Here is a 17,654-nt window from a genome sequence, read left to right on the forward strand (position 1 = left end):
GCATTTTATTATGGTGATCCCCTGGGCGAAAAGCGCCTGGTAAGCAGAGTTTTTGAAATGTAAGGCCTTTGAATAAGACAAAAGGCTGCCTCATCGCTAACTTTGCAACAGTGCCGGCGAAACTATCATGGATATGAAAGGCAACGTGATTGCCCGTAAGGGTGACAGCGTGAATCCTCTGGATAAGGTCGCCTATAACCAGACGCTCTACTTCATCGACGGCGATAACGCTGACCAGGTGAAATGGGTGAAGCATCAAATCGCGGGCCAGAGCGACTTCAAGATTATCCTGGTAAACGGTAATATCCGCGAAACGAGCGAAACGCTGGACGAGCAGATTTATTTTGACCAGTCCGGTGTGCTGACCACGAAGTTTGGGTTTGAGCATACCCCGGTGCGGATAACCCGTGATGGCCGGGTGCTGAAAATCGAAGAAATCCCCCCTTCAGGAGAGAAAAAATGACGATGACAACGTTAGGCGATCTGTTCCCTGAGCTGAACAATTGCAGACCCGCAAAACCCGTCAACAAGAAGACCCCTTCGACGCTTCAGGGGCGGGGGACGGCAACGCGCCTGAAAATGCTGTACCCGGAAATTGAAGCATGGGACGGTGTTTTGATCACGAAGATGTGGATGTACTGGGGAGAGACCTGCGGTATTGACCTTAAAGAGCCGACAGAACGTGATGAGCGGTTTATGGAATTCCTGGTGACGTTCATCGTTTCAAAAATGCTCGAGATCGAGTCGGGCATCAGCGTTCCTCCCCGGAAGACGACCGGCATAGACGCGGCCTTCCAGGACATCAGACAAACTTACCTCGACAATGAACGTGGAATACAGGGGAAAGATAAGCAGGACGGGGGCGCATCCAGAATATGCCATTAGAACCGACAGACGCTTATATCGATGCCCCGCAACGGGTCTACCCGGCTCCCTCTCCAGCGACCCCGGAATTTATCATTCATCCGTCGACCCAGGAATTTTTCACTCATCCACTTCTCTCCGGGCTCGTGATGGGGTGCGTATTAACGGTGGTTACCGGTCTGAGCCTGATTGGTGTGCTCTGGTTAATGCACTGGTGGAAAAGCATAAAGCCAGGCGGGGCGGACAAGCCCCCTGTGCCGGAGACGCTGCCAGCGGTCGCAGAAACGGTAAATGAGCCTCTGCTTCAGCAGGTATCGCTGACCGTCTGGGCGGCGAGTTCAATGCTCACCCGCGATGTTGTTCGCTGCCTGGAGCAGCTTGCCGGCGCCGTAAAAACGCATCCTTTTCCCCAGGCCAGTCTTGATGGCCAGATAATGCAGGCATCCAGGGGGGAACTGCAGTACGCATTATCGCTGAAACCCTGTACTGATCCGAACGAGTGCTTCGTGGCCTCTTTCTCATCCCTGCAGCCGATTCAGCTCCATGCAGCGACGTTCCCGCTCCCGCACTCATCACCGGGCCGGTACTTCATTCTGAAGTCTCAGGGGATGGGGCTCACGCGAACCGGGGTGCTGGCCGCGTGTATCCAGGCGGCCAGCAAGCGGATAGCTGAAGGGGAAGTGAATGGTTCAGATTACGGTTATGAAGCGGGTTACGCTTTTCAGGTGGTCCCGGCCCCCTACGAGTCCTGAACAATCGCTCCGGATTCAGGATGTTCGGTGCTCACGATGTTCCGCTCCGCCTCAGCCTGAATACCGGACCGATTCCGGATAAACAACAGAACAACATCATAAGGTTGCCCAATGAACACGAGACCGCAAAAAAGGGCGAAGCACACCACTATCCGCAGCGGCCGCTTTGACGATGCTGCGGTTGAAAGAATGGATCAGATGCTCGCCGAAAACCCGTTGCTGAAACCCTCGACGCTATTACGTGCCGGCATTCTGGCGCTCTACCGGATGGATAAAGATGAGCGGCTCAAAATTGCCCTCGAAGCCGCGGCTGACTGACCTTTTCCCCCGCTTTCAACTCTCTGTACTGTCCCCGCGTTCGCGGTCGACATCACTGTAAGGACTCACCATGACTTTGCCTGCAATCATCAGGGCGATATCGGCTGCCCGCCTTCCCGTGGGGGTGGTATGCGAAAAACGCTGAGCACGTTTGCCTTTGCGCTATTGTTCCCGTTGTTACTGTTGTCGCGTCCTGATACGGCCCTGGCCAGCAATGCAGGGGATGGGCGTTGGGTTAACCCGATATCGGATGTGTGCTGGAAATGCCTCTTCCCGATGACGCTCGGTAACATAAAGCTGGCCAGCGGGCCACAGCCGGACACGTCAAACCCGTCCTCCCCCATTCAGATTTGCCAGCTGGGCGTGCTATGGCGTATTGGCCTGGCCATCGGTTTCTGGGAGCCGATGGCGATGACCGACGTGACCCGTGAGCCTGGTGTGATGGTGAACATGGGAGGCTTTAAAATCAATCTCGGCCGGACAGGGACCGGGACGGCTGGGCAAAGCGACCGGCCCGCTGCTGGCGCGTTCTACCATGTCCACTGGTACAAATACCCCCTGATTTACTGGCTCAATATCATCACCAGCCTGGGGTGCATGCAGACGGGAGATATGGATATTGGCTATCTCTCTGAAGTGGACCCGATGTGGAACGACAGCACGCTGTCGATGCTGATAAATCCCGAAGCCACGTTGTTCGGCAACCTGATTGCTCAGGGGGCATGTGCAGCGGATGCGGCCGCCAGTTCGTCCGGGATGCCTTTATCTCCCTTGTTCTGGTGCGCCGGCGCACAGGGTTCAATGTACCCCCTGACGGGATATACCAGCGGTGAATTCTCCCCGCTTGAGTCATCGCTACTGGTGTCGGAGCGCATGGCGTTTAAGCTCCATCGGGAGGGGCTGGTCATGAACTCGGTCGGGGCCGATTCGGCCGTCTGTTTTCAGTATCCCTCGCCCATTATGCCGAAGGAACGCTGGCGCTATCAGATGGTGAATATGTACCCCGAGACCAACAACTGCCATCCCATCGGGGCCAGTACGCAGCTATGGGGGGCGACCCATAACACCCCGCAGTCCAAAAAGAACTTTGGATACCTCTTCTGGCGCAAGCGCAACTGCGTCTTCCTTTAAGGACAGCACATGAAAAATCTACTTCGTAAGGCTTTTTTCATCGCCGGGCTGGGCATCGTCTCCACGCTGGCCTGTGCCAGCGAACACACGACATCGGCTCAGGATCGTGACTGGATGAAGCAGCAGCAGAGCGCACTGCAGGAATTTAAGGACGGGCTGAGGGGCATCGATACGCATCAGTTTATCCCCCCGGCGCAGCAGGATTTGATAGCCAGACTTTCTGCCGGGATCAACGCCAATCAGGACTCCGGGGAAAACGAGCGCAATTTCCCGGCCATCTATTTTGTGAGCCTGGGCATACCTGAGGAAGGGTTGCTGCAGATGCTGCGGGACGCCGCCCGGATGAATATTCCCGCCACGATCCGTGGGTGGCTGAACAATGATTTGCGCGCGACGGCAACACGCATGTTTGAGCTGTCGAAAAAGCAAAAAGACATCGGTGTACAAATCGACCCGACGTTATTTGCACAATACGGTATCACGTCCGTTCCGGCGCTGGTGATCACCTGTCCTGGGCATTTCGATGTGATCCGGGGCAGTCTGCCGATAAGCGCGATGCTGCAGAAAGTGGCAGAGCAGGGGGAATGTGCGGCAACTGCCCGCCAGCTGATGGAGGCCAGCAAATGAAGAGACACCTTTTTGCCCGTGTTATCCCTCCCTTCTTTGCCGCCATGATGGTGGCTTTTCTGCCGGGTACCGTTGCGGCGGATGAGGCTTTCAATGCCGGCGCCAGCTTCGGGAAAGACCATGCCGGGCAGGGCACGGGAAACCTCAGCAGTCCGGGTTCGGTCAGTGGGGCTATTCCGGGGTACACCGCAAACCCGCCACAGAGTGACTACTACGGTGGTGTGAAGGGGGGCGACAGTGGGCTGGCCGATAAGGGGCTTTCTGAGATGCAGGGCAATAATGCGGCGCAGTCCATTATCAGTTCGGGCAGCACCAACCCGCCTCCTGTGATCGATCCGAATGCGCCTTTTATTACCATTGGTAAAGACGCAGAAAGCCATGCGGATGGTGTGATGGCGGGAACGGGCCAGCAGTGCACCGAGGCCACGGTCTCCAAATCAGTCTTTGAGAATTTCCAGTGCAGTGCCGATGTGGCCGTGCAAAAGACGTGCACCCGTGACACCAAAATGGATGGCCATTATGAAGATCAGTCAACGACAGCAGTGGTTGCAATACCTGCAGCGACGACACGTCTTGTGAGATTAGATGACCTTACGCTGGAGTTAAGCTGGCCGCTAACGGCGGGAGCAACCATGTTGTCCGGGACCATGACGCTTTCGGGAATGAGACTAACCATGACCCCGGCCAGTTCAACATTTACGATGTATGGTGGATCAACTTGGTTAGGTACTGATAAAAATCAGTCGTTTGGACTCAATGTTGCCCAACAGGTGGTTCCTGCAGACGGTCGTATAAGAGCCAGAATTACGCACCATATCCCCAACACTATTCGCCTGTTGTCGATGGGGATTTACCAGGAGCCATACGCATCAAATACGAATCTGCTTCAGTTCGCTCCTACCATAGCAATAGCGACAACCAAAAAAGTCTGGGTACCGTCAACATCCACACCTGCTGTCTGCCCTGAAAGTCCCGGCGGTAAACTGACCAGCTCAGTGTGTTCAATCCCTGGTGGTGACCGTCAGGTGACGGTTGATGGGGTCACGCAGACCGTGCACAGCGACTGCTGGCAGTATACCGATACCTATCTGGTCAGTGAAAACACGACCGGTACCTGCGCCAGCCTGATTGATGATGCTGCCTGCACGAAGTCCGCCGAAACGTGTGCCGAATATGTCGACGGTGAGTGTTCGCATAAAGATTATACCTACCAGTGCCAGAAGGTGTACTCCTCCTCGGGCCTGGTGTGTGGCGGGGACTATATCTGTAAGTCCGGTGACTGCGACGGTACGAACGGGGCCGGGGACAGTGGTTTTGATGAGGCGGTGGCCAAACTGGCCGGGCTGGCCTCGGCGGGGCAGGATGTGGCCAATAGCCAGGACGAGCTGAATGTGAAAGCCTTCACTGGTGAAGCTAAAAGCTGCCGGAAAGCGTTTGCCGGCTTCGCGAACTGCTGTAAGGACAGTGGCTGGGGCCAGGATGTGGGCCTCGCGAGTTGCGACAGCGATGAGAAAGCGCTGGGAAAAGCGAAAGCCAAAAAAATCACCGTCGGGGTAGGTGACCGTTGTGACCATAAAGTACTCGGTGTGTGTGTCCAGAAAAGCCAGGTGTACTGCGTATTTCAGGGCAAACTGGCGCGCATCATTCAGGAGCAGGGCCGTCGCGACCAGCTGGGGGTGGGCTTCGGCAGCGGTGAAAACCCGGATTGCCGGGGGATCACGGTAGATGAGCTGCAGCGCATTGATTTTGACCGCGTTAACTTCTCCGATTTCTACGAAGATTTAATGAACAGCGTGAAAATCCCTGATACCGACACGATGGTTAAGCAGGTGAAAGACCGGATTGCCGCCCAGGTCCAGCAGCAGCAGAGCAGCGGGGGGAAATAATGCGATACCTTATAGCGACGTTGTTCCTGGTGCTGTGTTCGTCCTCCTTCGCGGAAGAGATCGTGACGCCAGCCAGTCCCTTTACGGGCTGGAACTGGTACAACGAACCGAAGAACAAGCCCAGGCCTCCAAAACCGGAACGCCCGCAGGAAACACCGGCACCGGCGGTACCGGATCTCAGCCGGATGTCTGCCGTTGAGCAGGCAAAGCTGCTGCGGGGCTATACGATGGAGGCGCTTAACCGCGCCATTCTGTACCCCACGGCAGAGAACACCGCCACTTACCTGCGCTGGCAGAAGTTCTGGACAGACCGGGGTTCGATGTTCAGTCAGTCGTTTGCTGCCGCACAGCTGCAGCATCCTGATCTCGATTACAACCTTGAGTATCCGCATTACAACAGCATGGCGCCGTATGTTCAGACCCGCGATCAGCAACAGCGTCAGTCCGCTATCACCGGCCTGGCTCAGGAGTATGGGCTGTTCTATTTCTACCGGGGATCGGACCCGATTGATGTGCAGATGGCGGGCGTGGTGGCTGACTTTGCCCGACTGAACCACCTCTCTCTTATTCCGGTCACGATAGATGGGCAGATCGCGCCGTCAGTACCGGAGAGCCGTCAGGATACCGGGCAAACCAAAGCGATGGGCGTCGCCGCGTTTCCCGCGCTGTTCCTGGTGTCACCGAAATCCAGAGACTACCGCGCGCTGGCCTATGGCTTTATGACGCAGGACGATCTGGCGAAACGCTTCCTCAATGTGGCCACTGGTTTTAAGCCTAACTTTTAAGGAATACCCCATGAATGTTCTACAGGCGGTGGCGCGTAAAGCGCTACTCGGTTGGTTATTGCTTTCTGCAGGCGCTTACGCCAGCGTCAGTGTCCGGGACCAGATTGCGGCACTCGAGGCGGGCAAGGGGGCCACGGTGGCTGGCGAGAGTAAACCTGCGTCCCCGGTGACCCGGCAGGCCGATAAAATGCAGCTGCCGGATGGGCGCATTGCTGACATGAGCCACTACGCGGTGGTGCTGTTTATGCAGGCACACTGTCAGTACAGCGCGAAGTTTGACCCGCAGATCAAAGCATGGGCTGACCAGCACGGAATAAAAGTCTGGGCCTACTCGCTCGATGGTGGGGGCGACCCGTCGTTTCCGGTCCCGTTAATCCCCCGGAAGTCTGACCCGAACTCGGCCATTCCCATCGCGGATGAAATCATGACGTTCTTTGGTAATGGCCTGCCGATAGCGACCCCGACGGCTTTTGTGGTGAACGTGAATACGCTGAAAGCCTACCCGCTGACGCAGGGCGTGATGGACATACCGGCGCTTGAAGGGCGCTACGCCAGCCTTGTCCTGGCGGACATGGACCAGGTCGACCCTCGCCACCTTCCGCCGCTTCCTGCCAGCACTCAGGTCACTCCTCAGTAATACAACCGGACTACAAAATGACTACAAACAAGTATGCATTATCGCGTTCCGAATACGGCTGGCTGATGCTGAGTGTTGGCTTCCTGGTGTCAGGTGTGATCTACGGCCTTATCTCACTTCAGCTGCAGAGTGGTATCGGCCATCCTGACGCCGTGTTTGGTGTTCTGGTGGCACCGATCCTCTTTTTGCTTTCCCTGTCCCTGGGGTTTGCGCTCAGCACTGCGGGACACTATCTGGTTCGCGTCAGCCGACCGCAGAGTACGAAGGAGGGCTCATGGCCAGTGTATTGAAAGTCATCACAGGTGCTGCTCTGGCGATAATGCTGGGGCTTGCCAGCGCGCCAGGCCGGGCAGATGTTAACAGTGATCTAAACGGTTTCTTCGGGAGCCTCGGGTACAGCGGTAACGTCACCCAGGCTCAGGCATGGCAGGGGCAGGCGGCGGGTTATTTTACCGGGGGGTCTGTTTACCTGCGAAACCCGGTCAAAAACGTGCAACTTATTTCTATGCAGGTTCCCTCATTGAATGCGGGTTGCGGGGGTATCGATGCGTATCTGGGTGCGTTTTCGATGATAAGCGGCGAGGAAATTCAGCGCTTCGTTAAGCAAATCATGAGCAATGCGGCAGGATACGCCTTTGACCTTGCGTTGCAGACGATGGTACCAGAGCTGAAGCAGGCAAAGGATTTCCTGCAAAAGCTGGCCAGTGATGTTAACTCCGCCAACATGAGTTCATGCCAGGCCGCCCAGGGGATTATAGGGGGACTCTGGCCCGTGACGCAGGTATCGCAGCAGAAGATTTGCCAGGACATCGCCGGTGAATCGAACCTGTTCTCAGACTGGGCATCATCACGGCAGGGATGCACGGTCGGCGGCCAGAACAACAGCGTGACGGACCGGGCAAACGATAAGCAGAAGGATCAGGTTCTGAAGAACAAAAACCTTATCTGGGATGCGCTGAGCCGGAATGGTCTGTTTAACGGTAATCGCCAGCTGAAGGAACTGGTGATGAGCACAGTTGGTTCCATCATTTTCAACAAGGACGGCAACGTCACCATTCTGACCCCCCTGGTCGATAATCGCGATCTGGTGAAGGTGCTGATGCGTGGTGGGAGCGCAAAGGTCTATGGCTGCGATGAAGAAAGCGTCTGCCTGGGACCGGTGGTCACTGATGTGAACATTTCGGAGGGTAACGCTCTGGTCACGCTGGTGAAAAACCTGATGCTGTCGATGCAGAACAAGTTAACCGATGACACCGCGCTGACCGACCAGGAAAAAGGCTTCGTGAATACGACCTCGGTACCGGTGCTGAAATACCTGACCAATGCCCAGAGTATGGGGATGAGCAGTACGTACCTGATTCAGGTTGCTGACTTTATCGCCCAGGACCTGATGATCCAGTACCTGCAGGAGCTGGTGAAACAGGCCAGCCTATCCCTTGCCGGCAAAAACTTCCCTCAGGAAGCTGCTGACCAGCTTCGGGACAACGTTATGCACGCACAGGGGTTGCTGGCTGATATGAAGCTGCAGTCTGCAGCTGACCAGAATGCGTTAGACGGTATTGACCGGAATATGCAGTACCTGCAGCAACAGGTCAGCACCATCATTTCAGGCTCGTACCAGAGCAACTATCACTGGGGAGATCACTGATGCTTGAGGTTTACACTATTTATGGTGGTGATATGTGGCGACAGGCGTTTAACGCAGTCGTCACCATATTGGGTACCAGTACATGGAGCACTCTTCTCCGTATCGCGGGGATTTTTTCGGTACTCGGCGTGCTGTATACGTTCATCAAGTCCAGGAACCCGATGGCGTTTGTCCAGTGGATAGCCATTTTTCTGGTGATCACCTCGATACTGCTGGTCCCTAAACGTAGCGTGCAGATTATCGATATTACCGACAGGGCGGCGGTGTATGCGGTCGATAACGTACCGGTCGGGCTGGCGGCCATCGCCAGTCTGACGACCTCAATCGGTTTTAATCTCGCCTCCGTGTACGACTATGTGATGGCCAGGCCGGACTCGATAACGTATACGAAGAGTGGCATGTTGTTTGGCTCCCAGATAGTGGCGGAGACCAGCGATTTCCGGACGCAGAATCCGGAGCTGTCACAGATGCTGCCGGATTATGTCGAAAACTGCGTCATTGGCGATATTCTTCTTAACCATAAGTACACCGTCAACGAACTGCTGAACGCCACAGACCCTCTTGCTCTCATCACGAGTAACCCAAGCCCGCTTCGGGGGATCTATAAAACGTCGGGCGGGGTTCGACAATTTGTGACGTGTCAGCAGGCGGCGACAGATATCAAAACGCTGGCCAATCTGGATTCGCAGCCCGGAAGTGCAACCGCGACCTGGCTGGCGTCGAAGATTTTTGGCAACCGCTTTAATGCGACGACGCTGCTGGCAAACGCGATGGGTGAGAGCTATGGCTATTTTTATGCCGGTGGCCTGAGTGCATCGCAGATTATGAAGAACAACATCACGAATGCCGCAATCCGGCAGGGTGTGAAAGGTTTTGCTGCGCGCTCCTCCGATACCGCGAACCTGGTGAATCTGGCCTCGGAAAGTGCATCGACCAAACAGCGCCTGGCGTGGGCGGCCGGCAACACGTTAGCGACCCGGATGCTTCCGTTTGCTCAGTCTTTGCTGATGCTCATTCTGGTGTGCCTGTTCCCTCTGGTCATTGCGCTGGCGGCAAGCAACCACAGCCTTTTTGGTCTGAATACGCTAAAGCTGTATGTCTGCGGATTTTTGTACTTCCAGATGTGGCCGATAATGTTTGCGATCCTGAATTTTGCCGCGACGTTCTGGCTACAGACGAAGACCGGGGAAACGGCCCTGGTGCTGGCCAACAGCGATCAGGTTGCGCTGCAGCATTCGGATGTGGCCAACCTGGCCGGGTACCTGTCGTTGTCGATACCGCTGCTGTCTTTTTATCTGACCAAAGGCGCGGCAGCTATTGGTTCTCAGGTTGCAGGGAGTGTCCTCAGCTCAATGGCATTTGGCTCAGCCGGTGTAGCCGGCACGACGGCGGATGGCAACTGGTCGTTCAATAACATGTCGATGGATAACGTCTCGCAGAATAAATTCGATACCAACCTGATGCAGCGCCAGGGACAGCAAACATGGCAGGCGGATAACGGTTCGACGCAGACGATGACGGCCGGTGGCCAGACGGTTATCGATGGTTCCGGTGCGATGTCTAACCTGCCTGTCAATATGAAGCTCAGCCAGCTGGCGAGTAGCGGGTTCCAGGAGTCGGCTCGTCAGTCTCAGGTACAGGCACAGACGGCTCTCGATGGGTATAACCACAGCGTCAGCAGCGGATTCAATCAGCTCGTTCAGCTTTCTAATCAGACCGGCAGCAGTGACAGCCTGGTGAGTGGCAGTGAAAACAGCCAGACAGCGAACTCGTCACGCGGTGCCAGCATGATGATGTCTGCGGCGGAGAGTTATGCCAAAGCGAACAACATTTCGACTCAGCAAGCCTATAACGAGTTGATGTCAAAATCGCTTGAGGGCAGTGTCAATGCAGGGACTGGCATTAAACTTAATAGTGGCGATCAGGCATTTGGCAAGATTGGTAAGTGGGTTACTGGCGCTAGTATCGAAGGCCATGCAGGTGCCGAGTTTAAAGGCGCGAGTGGTAGTTCTCACGGTACCCAGGAGACGCACTCAAGTAATCAGGATATGCGGCATGACAATAATAGCCAGTCCATCAATGATTTCCGCCAGGGCATGGATATGGTCAATAGCTCGCGAGTGACTGACGGGGCGAATCACACGGATAACGCATCAACAAGCAACGTTCAGCAATTTGCAGCGACTCTGGGCGAGGCTCAAAGTCAGTACCAGCAGTACACAACCAGCTCAACGAATAGTAGTGAGTTCAGCCGTATGGCGACACTGGCACAAAACCAGAGTGCCAGTCTTGATACGAACTATACTCAGGAGTTTGTTAACTGGGCTGCTAATAAATACGGTGACAAAGCACAGTCCATGCTGACCAGCGCGCCAACTGCGCGTGAAGCCGCGATGGAATTTGTTTCTGAACGTCTTAAACCTGAAATTTCCGGTGATTATCAGCAGGGGCGTGCCGATCTGGTAAATGGCTCAGAACATGCCGCGTTCGGAGGTGGGCATATCCCACAGACTGGTGCTTCCGGAAGCGGTCGCGATATTGAGCATCAGCCCCATAATACAGAAAACCGGACATCTGGTGTTGTACCTGGCTCACGAGTTACTGATAGTGCTATGCAGGACGCATTCAGTAAAAACCAGTCAAGAATTCATGAGCAATCCGGTCAGGACTCAGTACCGCAAAAGGAAATACAACGTCGGGTATCGGAACAAAGATCTGAAAATGAGAGAAAAATCAACGAATCTGCTGGTGAAATTGATAAAAAAGAATCCACTGTTCAGACATCCAGTGGTATATTGAAGGAAGAGCTTCATAATTCACAAAATTCATTCTCTGATGGTATGAAAAAAGAGAAAATAAATCAGGGGGAACATTCTCCTAATGAAAGTGAAGATATGAAGCGCCGGTTAGAAGGACTAAGAACAAGAAAAGTAAGCTGATTAGGAGGGTATATGGCATATACAAATGGCGAAGCAAAAAAAGAAATCGCGGAAATTATCGCTGGAATTGGTAGTGATGAGCGTCCGGTTTCATCGTCTAAAGAGGCTTTCAAAATTGTAGCTATATACCCTGTAATGATGGTCCTTACGGTCATTCTTATGTGGTTTATTTTCTATGCCATGATGGTTCTGACTGGGGATAATACAGGACAAAAAATAAGTTTTTATTTTGAGGCGGCACAACTAATTATGGGGTATGGAGGGTGGATATCGGTTGGTGCGACGATCGTAATTGCAGTATTTTTCATGCTCATCAATTATTCAACTGTATTGATATATCTATCTATTCCTGAAGATATTCGACGTCGTTCCAAAATAATTGCGTCAATGAGGCCCATGATAAAAAAAATGTGTCTGACACTCTGGGTGGGAGCCACTCTGCTCTCCTTCGTAGGGATTTTATCTCATTGGATGATTTTAATGGCCGTTAGTGTACCAGCTGTTATGTTTATATCGATCTTCATAGTAAATGGATACATTGGAATGCAATCTGCTCGTTATGGCCTAGGAGTCGTGATGTCAACGGCTAACAAGATGCTAAGTCAATAGCGATTATAAATTGCTAACCTAAGTTAAGCTCAATCTTCGGAGAGTTAATGGCTCCGATGTTTTTCAATAGGTATAGTACATTCTCCCTCCCTCGAACTAAAACGCCTTCTTTTTAAAGAAGGCGTTTTTGTATGCGGTAAATTTAATTTCTCTCAAAAACCAGTCGTATGAATGCTTACGATAACGGTCTTTTTTTGCACAGGATAAAATCATGACATTTAAAAAATATGCTGTAGCTGGTCTGGTTGTTTCTGCCTTTGTACTCTCAGGTTGTGGCGCAATGTCTACAGCCGTTAAAAAACGGAATCTCGATGTCAAAACGCAGATGAGTCAGACCATCTGGTTAGAACCTTCTTCTGAGAAAACGGTATATCTGCAGATCCGCAACACCTCAGATAAAGATATGTCGGGGCTCCAGAGCCAGATTACGAGCGAGCTGGCGGCAAAAGGTTATCGCGTTTCCAGTTCCCCTGATACGGCGTATTACTGGATTCAGGCGAATGTCCTGAAAGCCGACAAAATGGACCTGCGTGAATCACAGAGCCTCCTCGGAAGCGGCTATGAAGGTGGCGTAACGGGTGCCGCGCTGGGAGCAGGCATCACCGCCTACAACTCCGGCTCTGCTGGCGCCACGCTCGGTGTCGGGCTCGCCTCTGGTCTGCTGGGTATGGCTGCAGATGCAATGGTCGAAGACGTCAACTACACGATGGTGACCGATCTGCAGATTTCAGAGCGCAGCAAAGCCGCTGTGACCACCGATAATGTGGCAGCGCTCAAACAGGGAACCTCTGGCGTGAAGCTGCAAACCAGCACCGAGCAGGGTAACCGCGCAAAATATCAGACCCGCGTGGTGTCTAATGCCAACCAGGTGAACCTCAAGTTTGAAGAGGCAAAACCGGTTCTGGAAGCTCAGCTGGCGAAATCCATCGCCGGCATCATGTAATACCCGGCGGCTGTGGCGACCATCACAGCCTCTTCCTTATCAGACTGATTTTACCTGGTTTCTTTCGGGGCAGGGTGCGTCAGTCCTTTCTGTTAGCCCCTTGAAATGACGCTTCCTCGCATAACTGCACCAGGCGCAGCTATGTCTGCGGCGAGCGTTAAGCATACATACTTAAAGGATCTCTACATGAATACAACATTCTCCTCCCGTACCGTGAACGTACTGTTCTTTTCCTTTCTGACTCTGGTCAGCACAATTTATCTGCTGGAAAAATTTGGCGTAGACCTTCTGAAATGGCGGGCCGGTAGTTCATTACTCCAAACCTATACCTCTGCGTTGTCATCTGCGGGTTTTGAGTGGGCTAGTGAGTTGAACACTATTGTTATTCTACTGATTTTCCTGTGCGGTGGCCTTTTGGTTTCTCTGCTCACGGCTTATCTGTTTCGTGTATTTGCGCTGTTCTCGAGTCAGCTCAAACGTTCCTGATTCAAATAAACAGTGAACTGAAATATGCCCCGTCGCCGGGGCATTTAAACTGGAGGACTTCATGCGTTTAGAAAGAACTGTGGGCGATCTTGCTGGTTTATTACACCTTATCCATCTGGAAAGTGAACTGATGATGACGGTCGCAGACCTCCGTGTATTCGGTTCACTTCATGAAGGCAATAGCATGACCATCATTGCATACTGGGCTGGCTATGAATTCACCATTAATGGCCTAGAACCCCAGGGTTTGAAGAGGCAAAACCGGTTCTGGAAGCTCAGCTGGCGAAATCCATCGCCGGCATCATGTAATACCCGGCGGCTGTGGCGCCCGTCACAGCCGTTCTCCCCGACGCACTGATTTCTCACCGGGCCTGTTCCAGGCTGGGTGCATCAGTGCTGTCTGTCATCTGAGAAGCCCCTTTCCTGATTGCGTCAGTCCGCCGGTTCAGTCCTGCAGGCGTCACCACTGCGTGAATGCGCACCAGAAAGGGAAAACCGGCCATGCCGTTAAACTCCTGTCGGGAATAGATATGAAAGAAGAACATCTCACGACCCAGCGCGAAATCGAAGAGGCGACACTTATCATCAAAAATGCAATAAAAAGCCAGGTTGGTAGCGGGTATATTCACTCTCGTGAAGACATTATCCGCCAGCTTATCGATTCCGGTTTTGACATTGTCGATGTCACTGACGAAAGCATTTCCATTTGTGCATCTGACGCCCCTGAATTGACTGCCGTCCTGAAAGGCTGGCTATTCTCCAGCCGCTTCCGGTTAAGCCGGTCTGCCTATTTCTCCCCGATTGACGTAAAGCCCTCCGAAACGGGCAAAACAAAGACGGGGGACGCCCTGTGAACATCAGCCTTGTATTGTTTATCGTAGTGGCACTGTTGCTGATAATGTTGCTTTTCCGCGTTCTGGTACCGAAGCGGCCTCAGACGGCGCTTATCCGGACGTTAACGGAGGCCGGAATCAGGCCGGGAGAGACTGAGCAACTGATGTCCAGAGGTGTGTTCTGGGAGCGGCAGCCCCAGCTCATGACCGACCGGGAAGTGAACTTTATGCAGGGGTTGTTCCGGGCGGTGGACATGCAGCGATGGTATCTCTGCCCGCAGGTCAGGGTGGCAGATATCGTCCGGATACCCCCTCGCATCAGTAACCGGAGCCGGACGTGGTGGAAGCTATTTCATCTGGTGGCCAAATGGCATTGCGATGTGGTGATAGTGGATATCCGGACGTTTCAGATTGTGGCGGCGGTTGAGCTGGATGATGCGTCCCATCTGAAAAAGAGTCGCCGCCGGCGCGATATTTTGCTGAACGAGGTGATGCGTCAGGCAGGCATACCGCTGATACGCAGCCGTGACAGCCGGGAACTGCAGAAGATGATACAGGCCTTTCTGGCTGAATATGATGGCGGGAAAGTGGCGTGGGAGGCTGCCAGCGGGCAGCGTATGCACTGACTCTGCTGGAATGAACCGGCGGCTCTCCTTTTCCTGAACCTGAATCCCCCCTTCTTTACCCTTTCTTCCCTGATTATGCCCATCACCGCACCGGTGATGGGATAAACGCTGGACAACATCTATGAACTTTGCAGGAAAATACCTTACCCAGGGCGGTCAGATGACAGCCTATCGCTGGCGCATGTTTCTGCAGGTGAACAACTGGATCGGTTACTGGATATTCCTGTTGTTCCTCGCGATGGGCGCCGCCATTTTTTACCTCTCAATGCCAGCCGAAACGATGGATAACGGCACCTGGTACTGGCTGGCACGACTGAATGAAAGTTTCACTGTGCTGATGGCGCCTGGTAAAGGCCGCGTCTACGACATTCATTACTTCTACGCGCCGGCGAACACCACGTTAATTCTGAAAATGACCCTGCCGCAGATTCTGGCCGATCCTTACATGCAGGTTATGGGCGAGCGATTTGTGGCTGGCGCACAGCGTGCAGCCATCATTAGCGGCAGTATCAGCCTCGTAATTTTTCTGGCCATCACCTGGTTTGTGACCCGTGTCGGGCGTAAGGAGAGTGAAGACGAATACATCTCTGGCATGACGCTGACCGATAAACCGGCAGAGGTGAATCGGCTGCTTAAGCGCAATGACGAGCTGTCCGATCTCCGCGTAGGTGACCTGCATATGGTCAGGATGGCTGAGGTACTGAATTTTCTGATGCACGGTACCATCGGCGTGGGTAAATCAACGCTCATCCGCTGGCTTCTGGACCATATCCGCAAACGCGGCGACCGGGCGATTATCTACGATTCGGGCTGTACCTTCACGGAAACGCATTACAAACCAGACACCGATTTCATCCTCAATGCCCATGATGCACGTTGCGCCAACTGGCATATGTGGGGTGAGTGTGTTGATGCGGTCGACTACGACAACCTGGCCGCCAGTCTTATCCCGGTCGAAGGGGAGTCCGACCCGTTCTGGGTGTCCAGCTCGCGCACCATCTTTGCAGACCTCGCCATACGCATGTCGGTCGACCCCGATCGCAGCATCGAGAAGTTTCTCAAAACCCTGCTGTCACTCAGCATGAAAAGCCTGCGTGGCTATCTGGCCAACACCCCATCCGCGAACCTGGTGGAGGAGAAAATTGAGAAAACGGCCATCTCTATTCGCTCGGTGGTGACGAACTACGCCAAAGCGCTGCGCTACCTGCAGGGGCTGGATGACGGCAGCAAGCCACCCTTCACTATCCGTGAATGGATGACGCAGGAGCGTTATGACAACAGCTGGCTGTTCATCTCGACCCAGGCCCGTCACCGCAAGAGCGTCAGGCCGCTGATTTCACTCTGGGTGTCACTGGCCACGCTGATGTTGCAGAGCATGGGGGAAAACAGCGACCGGCGCGTCTGGTTCATTATCGATGAAGCGACGAGCCTGCAGCGTATCCCGGAGCTGGCCGAAACGCTGGCGGAAGCGCGTAAGTTCGGTGGTTGTTTTGTGCTGGGTATGCAGAATATGGCGCAACTGGTGCACGTCTACGGCCGCGAGCTGGCCAAAAGTATCTTCGACCTGATGAACACCCGTATGTACGGGCGTTCCCCGAGTGCGGAGATGGCCAAAGTGGTGGAGGAAGAGCTGGGCAATCAGCGTAAACGGAAAATCCGCGAGCAGAACAGCTATGGCCTTGACCAGGTGCGTGACGGGGTATCACTCGGCAAAGACGAGGTGAATGACCCGATCGTGGATTACGAACAGATTATGCGGCTGCCCAATCTCAGTTTCTATGTCCGTCTGCCAGGGGAATACCCGGTTGTCCGCCTGAAACTGAGATACCGCAAGCAAGCCAAACTTCATCCGGGGATCATCGAGCGTAATATCCGCGATGCGCTCAGCCCGGAGCTGGAAAAGGTTATTCAGGAGAACGAGCGTGCGGCGTCTATTGCCGGCCTGACCTTCCCAACCGGGGAAGAAATTCTGGAGGGAAACCCGGTACCACAGGCACCAGAGCCGGTTCCTTTCTCCCGTCCGGCGAAGCAACAGCCGGCAGTGGCACCTGAGCGGCCCCCGGTAACCAGGGCATCACCGCAGGAGACCCCACCGCCAGCACCGATAACCCCCCCTGAATCCCCCGCCAGAACCCCGACCCCGACAAACCGTAAACCGCCTTCTGCCGGGGAGTCGAATGTTGTCGAGCTGCAGCGTACCGCTGCGCCGCGCCCATCAGCACCGGAGGCCGTACCGGTGGCCCCGGCCGGGGGCGCGCTCGCGCTCCTGAACCGCCGGAAGCAGCAATCTGCCAGTGCGTCGCCGGAAGAGGACGGCAGTGGTGAGGGCGAAACGATGGATCTCGATATGAAGGTGACGACGTGGGAGGACGGTGAATGGCTGCTGACAACGGCTGGCGCACCTGAACATCGGGACGATGAGATGCAGGGCAATGACAGCCACCGGGCCACCCGGCATATGGCTCGGGAGGAAGAAAACATCCTCCACCATCGCCATCCGGACGATCCCGGATATCACGACTATGACTTTGACCACTATGACGGAGAGCCTGAACGATGATGTCCGTTGC

At 54.2% G+C, this 17,654-nt stretch carries 18 protein-coding genes and 1 pseudogene; all 19 read left to right on the forward strand.

What is annotated here, in order from left to right; all coding sequences use genetic code 11:
- Positions 1 to 118: 118 nt before the first annotated feature.
- Positions 119 to 463: pseudogene (locus FHC49_RS03300) on the forward strand (type-F conjugative transfer system protein TraW); the annotation flags it as partial.
- Complete coding sequence (locus FHC49_RS03305) at positions 460 to 885, forward strand: hypothetical protein (protein WP_220438696.1); 426 nt, start codon at positions 460 to 462, stop codon at positions 883 to 885. The pseudogene FHC49_RS03300 and the gene FHC49_RS03305, both read left to right, overlap by 4 nt.
- A gap of 128 nt (positions 886 to 1,013) precedes the next feature.
- Positions 1,014 to 1,616: a hypothetical protein gene (locus tag FHC49_RS03310; RefSeq protein ID WP_220438698.1), complete on the forward strand. Its 603-nt coding sequence runs from the start codon at positions 1,014 to 1,016 to the stop codon at positions 1,614 to 1,616.
- 111 nt (positions 1,617 to 1,727) lie between these two features.
- A complete protein-coding gene (locus FHC49_RS03315) occupies positions 1,728 to 1,934 on the forward strand; it encodes a hypothetical protein (protein ID WP_193970716.1) in 207 nt (68 codons plus the stop codon).
- Between the two features lie 129 nt (positions 1,935 to 2,063).
- A complete protein-coding gene (gene traU, locus FHC49_RS03320; protein WP_220438700.1) occupies positions 2,064 to 3,065 on the forward strand; it encodes a conjugal transfer pilus assembly protein TraU in 1,002 nt (333 codons plus the stop codon).
- A 9-nt stretch (positions 3,066 to 3,074) separates the two neighbouring features.
- Positions 3,075 to 3,692, forward strand: coding sequence for a type-F conjugative transfer system pilin assembly protein TrbC (gene trbC, locus FHC49_RS03325; RefSeq protein ID WP_193970714.1), 618 nt, complete (start codon positions 3,075 to 3,077; stop codon positions 3,690 to 3,692).
- Positions 3,689 to 5,578 carry a type-F conjugative transfer system mating-pair stabilization protein TraN gene (gene traN, locus FHC49_RS03330; protein ID WP_255581077.1) on the forward strand — a complete coding sequence of 630 codons (1,890 nt, stop codon included), beginning with the start codon at positions 3,689 to 3,691 and terminating at the stop codon, positions 5,576 to 5,578. The genes trbC and traN overlap by 4 nt, the downstream gene beginning before the upstream one ends.
- Complete coding sequence (gene traF / locus FHC49_RS03335; RefSeq protein WP_193970713.1) at positions 5,578 to 6,363, forward strand: type-F conjugative transfer system pilin assembly protein TraF; 786 nt, start codon at positions 5,578 to 5,580, stop codon at positions 6,361 to 6,363. Before traN ends, traF (FHC49_RS03335) begins: the two co-directional genes overlap by 1 nt.
- A 10-nt stretch (positions 6,364 to 6,373) precedes the next feature.
- Positions 6,374 to 7,000, forward strand: a complete 627-nt coding sequence (gene traF, locus FHC49_RS03340) for a conjugal transfer protein TraF (protein WP_220438701.1) — start codon at positions 6,374 to 6,376, stop codon at positions 6,998 to 7,000.
- A gap of 17 nt (positions 7,001 to 7,017) precedes the next feature.
- Positions 7,018 to 7,290 (forward strand): hypothetical protein, encoded by a 273-nt coding sequence (locus FHC49_RS03345; RefSeq protein WP_220438703.1) that lies wholly within the window; start codon positions 7,018 to 7,020, stop codon positions 7,288 to 7,290.
- A gap of 29 nt (positions 7,291 to 7,319) precedes the next feature.
- On the forward strand, positions 7,320 to 8,648 hold the full coding sequence (traH, locus tag FHC49_RS03350; protein ID WP_370631745.1) for a conjugal transfer pilus assembly protein TraH: 1,329 nt from the start codon (positions 7,320 to 7,322) through the stop codon (positions 8,646 to 8,648).
- A complete protein-coding gene (gene traG, locus FHC49_RS03355) occupies positions 8,648 to 11,587 on the forward strand; it encodes a conjugal transfer mating-pair stabilization protein TraG (protein ID WP_220438707.1) in 2,940 nt (979 codons plus the stop codon). Before traH ends, traG begins: the two co-directional genes overlap by 1 nt.
- A 12-nt stretch (positions 11,588 to 11,599) precedes the next feature.
- The gene (locus tag FHC49_RS03360; protein WP_220438708.1) at positions 11,600 to 12,196 is read left to right on the forward strand and encodes a hypothetical protein; all 597 of its coding nucleotides are present in this window, start codon (positions 11,600 to 11,602) and stop codon (positions 12,194 to 12,196) included.
- A gap of 211 nt (positions 12,197 to 12,407) precedes the next feature.
- Positions 12,408 to 13,139: a conjugal transfer complement resistance protein TraT gene (gene traT / locus FHC49_RS03365; RefSeq protein WP_220438710.1), complete on the forward strand. Its 732-nt coding sequence runs from the start codon at positions 12,408 to 12,410 to the stop codon at positions 13,137 to 13,139.
- 186 nt (positions 13,140 to 13,325) lie between these two features.
- Positions 13,326 to 13,625, forward strand: a complete 300-nt coding sequence (locus FHC49_RS03370) for a hypothetical protein (RefSeq protein ID WP_193970705.1) — start codon at positions 13,326 to 13,328, stop codon at positions 13,623 to 13,625.
- Positions 13,626 to 13,686: 61 nt separating this feature from the next.
- Entirely contained in the window at positions 13,687 to 13,983 is a 297-nt protein-coding gene (locus FHC49_RS03375) for a hypothetical protein (RefSeq protein WP_193970704.1), read from the forward strand.
- 172 nt (positions 13,984 to 14,155) lie between these two features.
- Positions 14,156 to 14,479, forward strand: coding sequence for a hypothetical protein (locus FHC49_RS03380; RefSeq protein ID WP_220438712.1), 324 nt, complete (start codon positions 14,156 to 14,158; stop codon positions 14,477 to 14,479).
- 2 nt (positions 14,480 to 14,481) lie between these two features.
- Complete coding sequence (locus FHC49_RS03385; RefSeq protein WP_220438724.1) at positions 14,482 to 15,084, forward strand: DUF2726 domain-containing protein; 603 nt, start codon at positions 14,482 to 14,484, stop codon at positions 15,082 to 15,084.
- 121 nt (positions 15,085 to 15,205) lie between these two features.
- Entirely contained in the window at positions 15,206 to 17,644 is a 2,439-nt protein-coding gene (gene traD, locus FHC49_RS03390; protein WP_220438714.1) for a type IV conjugative transfer system coupling protein TraD, read from the forward strand.
- Positions 17,645 to 17,654 lie beyond the last annotated feature (10 nt).

It is taken from the genome of Kluyvera sp. EC_51 (assembly GCF_019584505.1).
Taxonomy (GTDB): Bacteria; Pseudomonadota; Gammaproteobacteria; order Enterobacterales; family Enterobacteriaceae; genus Kluyvera; species Kluyvera sichuanensis.

Coding starts and splice junctions, on each gene's coding strand:
- FHC49_RS03375 (WP_193970704.1), top strand. CDS start 13,687: ATGCGTTTAGAAAGAACTGTGGGCGATCTTGCTGGTTTATTACACCTT.
- traF (WP_193970713.1), top strand. CDS start 5,578: ATGCGATACCTTATAGCGACGTTGTTCCTGGTGCTGTGTTCGTCCTCC.
- traF (WP_220438701.1), top strand. CDS start 6,374: ATGAATGTTCTACAGGCGGTGGCGCGTAAAGCGCTACTCGGTTGGTTA.
- FHC49_RS03310 (WP_220438698.1), top strand. CDS start 1,014: ATGGGGTGCGTATTAACGGTGGTTACCGGTCTGAGCCTGATTGGTGTG.
- FHC49_RS03345 (WP_220438703.1), top strand. CDS start 7,018: ATGACTACAAACAAGTATGCATTATCGCGTTCCGAATACGGCTGGCTG.
- traT (WP_220438710.1), top strand. CDS start 12,408: ATGACATTTAAAAAATATGCTGTAGCTGGTCTGGTTGTTTCTGCCTTT.
- FHC49_RS03370 (WP_193970705.1), top strand. CDS start 13,326: ATGAATACAACATTCTCCTCCCGTACCGTGAACGTACTGTTCTTTTCC.
- traH (WP_370631745.1), top strand. CDS start 7,320: ATGCTGGGGCTTGCCAGCGCGCCAGGCCGGGCAGATGTTAACAGTGAT.
- traD (WP_220438714.1), top strand. CDS start 15,206: ATGAACTTTGCAGGAAAATACCTTACCCAGGGCGGTCAGATGACAGCC.
- traG (WP_220438707.1), top strand. CDS start 8,648: ATGCTTGAGGTTTACACTATTTATGGTGGTGATATGTGGCGACAGGCG.
- FHC49_RS03315 (WP_193970716.1), top strand. CDS start 1,728: ATGAACACGAGACCGCAAAAAAGGGCGAAGCACACCACTATCCGCAGC.
- FHC49_RS03305 (WP_220438696.1), top strand. CDS start 460: ATGACGATGACAACGTTAGGCGATCTGTTCCCTGAGCTGAACAATTGC.
- traN (WP_255581077.1), top strand. CDS start 3,689: ATGAAGAGACACCTTTTTGCCCGTGTTATCCCTCCCTTCTTTGCCGCC.
- FHC49_RS03360 (WP_220438708.1), top strand. CDS start 11,600: ATGGCATATACAAATGGCGAAGCAAAAAAAGAAATCGCGGAAATTATC.
- trbC (WP_193970714.1), top strand. CDS start 3,075: ATGAAAAATCTACTTCGTAAGGCTTTTTTCATCGCCGGGCTGGGCATC.
- traU (WP_220438700.1), top strand. CDS start 2,064: ATGCGAAAAACGCTGAGCACGTTTGCCTTTGCGCTATTGTTCCCGTTG.
- FHC49_RS03380 (WP_220438712.1), top strand. CDS start 14,156: ATGAAAGAAGAACATCTCACGACCCAGCGCGAAATCGAAGAGGCGACA.